The 3,589-nt window shown below is 72.0% G+C and carries 5 protein-coding genes; 1 reads left to right on the top strand and 4 read right to left on the bottom strand.

Annotated features, from left to right (window positions below):
• On the bottom strand, nucleotides 1-983 hold a 983-nt coding region (gene cysS / locus H5J29_RS25295), incomplete at its 3' end, for a cysteine--tRNA ligase (RefSeq protein WP_181783525.1).
• Between the two features lie 97 nt (nucleotides 984-1,080).
• On the opposite strand from cysS, the gene H5J29_RS25290 reads away from it, so the two are divergent.
• On the top strand, nucleotides 1,081-1,512 hold the full coding sequence (locus H5J29_RS25290; RefSeq protein ID WP_181783524.1) for a VOC family protein: 432 nt from the start codon (nucleotides 1,081-1,083) through the stop codon (nucleotides 1,510-1,512).
• Nucleotides 1,513-1,587: 75 nt separating this feature from the next.
• On the opposite strand, the gene ispF is transcribed toward H5J29_RS25290, so the two are convergent.
• From ispF to H5J29_RS25275, 3 genes are read right to left on the bottom strand one after another with little or no spacing between them, the layout of a single operon-like run.
• Nucleotides 1,588-2,052, bottom strand: a complete 465-nt coding sequence (gene ispF, locus H5J29_RS25285) for a 2-C-methyl-D-erythritol 2,4-cyclodiphosphate synthase (protein ID WP_181783523.1) — start codon at nucleotides 2,050-2,052, stop codon at nucleotides 1,588-1,590.
• Nucleotides 2,049-2,753, bottom strand: a complete 705-nt coding sequence (ispD, locus tag H5J29_RS25280) for a 2-C-methyl-D-erythritol 4-phosphate cytidylyltransferase (protein ID WP_181783522.1) — start codon at nucleotides 2,751-2,753, stop codon at nucleotides 2,049-2,051. Before ispD ends, ispF begins: the two co-directional genes overlap by 4 nt.
• Before the next feature lie 8 nt (nucleotides 2,754-2,761).
• Nucleotides 2,762-3,253 (bottom strand): CarD family transcriptional regulator, encoded by a 492-nt coding sequence (locus tag H5J29_RS25275; RefSeq protein ID WP_093083048.1) that lies wholly within the window; start codon nucleotides 3,251-3,253, stop codon nucleotides 2,762-2,764.
• Nucleotides 3,254-3,589: the final 336 nt, after the last annotated feature.

Below are 3,589 nucleotides of genomic sequence, written 5' to 3'. Positions count from 1 at the left end.
CCGACGCGCTCGCCCACCCGGTGCACGAACGACTCGATCCGGCCGTACGCCGCGACGGCCTCGGCCAGCGCCGCGTCCGAGTACTCGATCGCGGACCGGTAGTGCGGCCCGACCAGGTAGTACCGCAGCTCGACGCCGCGGACCCGCTGCAGCAGCGCGTCGATCGACAACGTGTTGCCGAGCGACTTCGACATCTTCTCGCCGCCCATGGTCACCCAGGCGTTGTGCAGCCAGTAACGGGCGAACGGGTCCCCGGCCGCCTGCGACTGGGCACGCTCGTTCTCGTGGTGCGGGAACACCAGGTCCAGCCCGCCGCCGTGCAGGTCGAACTCCGGGCCGAGGTAGGCGGTGGCCATGGCCGAGCACTCGAGGTGCCAGCCGGGCCGCCCCTCGCCCCACGGCGTGGGCCAGGCGGGCTCGCCGCGCTTGGCGGCCTTCCAGAGCGTGAAGTCCAGCGGGTCCCGCTTGCCGGGCAGCTCGCCCTCGCCCTGCGCGACGTCGTCCACCTTCTGCCCGGACAACGCGCCGTAGCCGGGGAAGCTCCGCACGGAGAAGTACACGTCCCCGCCCGCGGCGTAGGCGTGCCCGCCCGCCATCAGCCGCTCGATGTAGGTGACCATCTGCGTGACGTGCCCGGTGGCCCGCGGCTCCAGCGACGCGGGCAGGCAGCCCAGCGCGGAGTACGCGGCGGCGAAGGCCCGCTCGTGCGTGGCCGCCCACTCCCACCAGGGACGACCCGCCTCGGCGGCCTTGCGGAGGATCTTGTCGTCGATGTCCGTGACGTTCCGGACGAAGGCGACGTCGAGCCCCGAGCGGGTGAGCCAGCGGCGCAGCACGTCGTAGTTCAGCGAGCTGCGGACGTGCCCGATGTGGGGGAGGCCCTGCACCGTGGCGCCACAGACGTACATCGACACGGCTCCGGTCCGCAGCGGGACGAAGTCGCGCTGCTTCCTGGTCAGGGTGTCGAAGAGTCGGACGCTCACCCTTACCAGGGTACGGACGCCCTGGTCCGCAGGTTACGGCAGGTCTGCATCACATTCCTCCAAGACGCCGGACGGTCCCCACGGCACGCTGGACGGCATGACACGCATCGAGCAGCTCTACCCCCGCCTGCCCGTCCGCGGGGCCGACGCGGCGATCGCCTTCTACCGCGACGCGTTCGGCGCCGACCTCGTCGAGCGGTACGCCGCGCCCACGGGCGAGGTCGTGCACGCCCTGCTGCGCGCGGGCGACGTCGTCTGGGCCGTGAAGGACGGCGACGAGTACGACCCCGCGCCGTCGGAGGGCGGCGGCTCGGCCATCCTCGCCCTCTACGTCGCGGACGCCGACGCGGTGGGGGCGGCGCTCGAGAAGGCCGGGGCGACGGTCCGCTTCCCGATCAGCGACCAGCCCTACGGCGAGCGCGGCGGCCGGTTCACCGACCCGTACGGGCACCAGTGGATGGTCGCGCAGCGGACCGAGGACCTGACCCCCGAGGAGGTCGAGGAGCGAACGAGGGCGATGTTCGAGTGACCGCCCCGACCGCATTATGGAGCCACAACTGTCGTTCGACGGGTCGAAAACGACAGTTGTGGCTCCATAATGCGGTCAGGTGGGGAGGAGGAGGGCGGTCGCGATCGCGGCGATGCCCTCGCCCCGGCCGGTGAGGCCGAGGCCGTCCGTGGTGGTGCCGGAGACGCTGACGGGGGCCTCCAACACCTCGCCGAGTACCTTCTGGGCCTCCGCGCGCCGACTGCCGATCTTGGGGTGGTTGCCGATCACCTGGACGGCGGCGTTGCCGACCCGCCAGCCCTCGGCGGTGAGCAGCCGGTGCACCTCGGCCAGCAGCGTGAGGCCGCTCGCGCCGGACCACTCGGGCCTGCCGGTGCCGAACACCGCGCCGAGATCGCCGAGGCCCGCGGCGGAGAGCAGGGCGTCGCACAGGGCGTGGCAGGCGACGTCGCCGTCGGAGTGGCCTGCGCACCCCGCGACGCCCTCCCACCGCAGCCCGGCGATCCAGCAGAGCCGCCCGGCCTCGACCGGGTGCACGTCGGTGCCGATGCCCGTCCTCATGCCTTCTCCAGCAACAGTTCCGCGATGTGCAGGTCCCACGGCGTCGTCACCTTGAAGGCGGCCGGATCACCCGGGACGGTGTGGACCTTCTCACCGACCCGCTCGACGAGCCCGGCGTCGTCCGTGGCCGCGGCGTCCACATCGGATGCGGCGTAGGCGGCCCACAACGTGGCGAACGCGAATCCCTGCGGGGTCTGCACGGCACGCAGCACGGAGCGGTCGACAGTGGACTCGACGATCCCGTCGGGGGTGACCCGCTTGACGGTGTCCGCCACCGGGAGCACCGGGACGACCGCCGGATGTCCGGCCCGCACGGCCGCCACGACGGAGGCGATCAGCGCGGGCGGGGTGAGCGGACGGGCGGCGTCGTGCACCAGGACGACATCCGCGTGACCTTCCGGGGTCGCCGCTCGTTCACCGCCGTGGACGGCGAGCAGCTCGAGCGCGAGGCGGACCGTCGCCGTGCGTTCGGCGCCGCCCGCGAGCACGGTGACGGGGCGCCCCGCGAAGAGCAGGCGCGCCTGGTCGACCAGCGCCTCGGGCACGCCGACGAGAACCTCGTCGACCGCGCCCGAGCGCAGCAGACCTTCGACCGCACGCACCACGACGGGCACGCCAGCCAACGGGACGAACGCCTTGGGCGCACCGGCGCCCAGACGCGTCCCCGATCCGGCGGCCGGGACGACCGCCGCGACTGTCACCGGACCGCTCAGGCGTTGGTGGTGGCCAGGACCTCGTCGAGCAGGGCCTCGGCCCGCTCCTCGTCCGTGCCCTCGGCGAGCGCGAGCTCACTGACCAGGATCTGCCGGGCCTTGGCGAGCATCCGCTTCTCGCCCGCGGACAGCCCCCGGTCCTTCTCGCGGCGCCACAGGTCGCGGACGACCTCGGCCACCTTGTTCACGTCTCCCGACGCGAGCTTCTCCAGGTTCGCCTTGTACCGGCGCGACCAGTTGGTGGGCTCCTCGGTGTGCGGCGTGCGCAGCACCTCGAAGACCTTGTCCAGTCCCTCTTGGCCCACGACATCGCGAACGCCCACCACCTCGGCGTTCTCGGCGGGAACACGCACCGTCAGGTCACCCTGGGCGACCTTGAGGACGAGGTACTTGCGCTCCTCGCCCTTGATGGTCCTAGTCTCGATCGCCTCGATGAGCGCGGCACCGTGGTGCGGGTAGACGACGGTCTCTCCGACCTTGAAAACCATGTGTCCTCTGGCCCCTTTCGCTGTACCCAGGTTAACACGACCGGCCCGTCCCCCGTCCGCCGGGCAGGGCCATCGTCGCAGGTCAGGGGGTTGACATCTCGTCCAAAACATGCAGACGCAGGTACGTACGCGCACACGGGTGTGACGGATGCGCACCGAGTGCACGAACACCGCGGGCCTCCGACTAGGCTGCTCGCGCAAGTGCCGGCCCCCAGGAAGGACACCGCACCGTGAGCCGCGCGTCCGCCACCATCCAGCGCCGCTGGGCGCCCTCGCGTCGAGCAAGTCCGAGATGGTGAGGCGGGCGCAAGACGGCCTCATCGAGCTCTCGGACCT

The sequence above is a fragment of the Pseudonocardia pini genome, from assembly GCF_013870575.1.
GTDB classification, from domain to species: Bacteria; Actinomycetota; Actinomycetes; order Mycobacteriales; family Pseudonocardiaceae; genus Pseudonocardia; species Pseudonocardia pini.
Note: the sequence above shows the minus strand (reverse complement) of the source record. Positions and strands in the feature narration are given on the sequence as shown.

Excerpts from the sequence above, each read along its gene's own strand:
- ispF (WP_181783523.1), bottom strand. The coding sequence starts at position 2,052 with ATGAGGACGGGCATCGGCACCGACGTGCACCCGGTCGAGGCCGGGCGG.
- H5J29_RS25275 (WP_093083048.1), bottom strand. The coding sequence starts at position 3,253 with ATGGTTTTCAAGGTCGGAGAGACCGTCGTCTACCCGCACCACGGTGCC.
- H5J29_RS25290 (WP_181783524.1), top strand. The coding sequence starts at position 1,081 with ATGACACGCATCGAGCAGCTCTACCCCCGCCTGCCCGTCCGCGGGGCC.